Raw genomic sequence first — 438 nt, forward strand, 5'->3', positions numbered from 1 at the left:
AAGTATTACTCCTGATGCTGTTAATGCTTTATCAAGTTTAGCAGGAATTCTACTCTTATTGCCATCAGGATTTTGCCCTGTATAAGCCTCAATAACTTCATTCATTTTCTCTCTCCTTAATTGAATTCATGTTGAGGAATTTTAGTAAGTGAAAATGAACTAAAAGTGATATTTATCAGTTTTAATGAAAAATATTAAAAAATTATGAAGAAAAAATTGTTTTATTTTTTTTTAAGTAGAATTACAGATTAAAAGAAATAAGCCTTAAGAGATAAAATACTTAAGGCTTATATTTTATGTATAAAGCTTAGATAGTTCTCCACTTAGCAGGACCAGTAGTGTGAATAGAAGTACCCTCAGTATCAACAGCTACAGTAACAGGCATGTCTTTAACCTCAAATTCATATATAGCTTCCATACCAAGTTCTTCAAATGCTA

1 protein-coding gene is annotated in these 438 nt (G+C 29.2%); it reads right to left on the minus strand.

Going from position 1 to position 438, the window contains the following annotated elements:
- Nucleotides 1-307: 307 nt before the first annotated feature.
- The coding region (locus CRU95_RS16210) for a fumarate hydratase C-terminal domain-containing protein (protein WP_164969811.1) at nucleotides 308-438 on the minus strand (131 nt) is incomplete at its 5' end.

The organism is Arcobacter sp. F2176, assembly GCF_004116465.1.
Classification (GTDB): Bacteria; Campylobacterota; Campylobacteria; order Campylobacterales; family Arcobacteraceae; genus Arcobacter; species Arcobacter siniprincipis.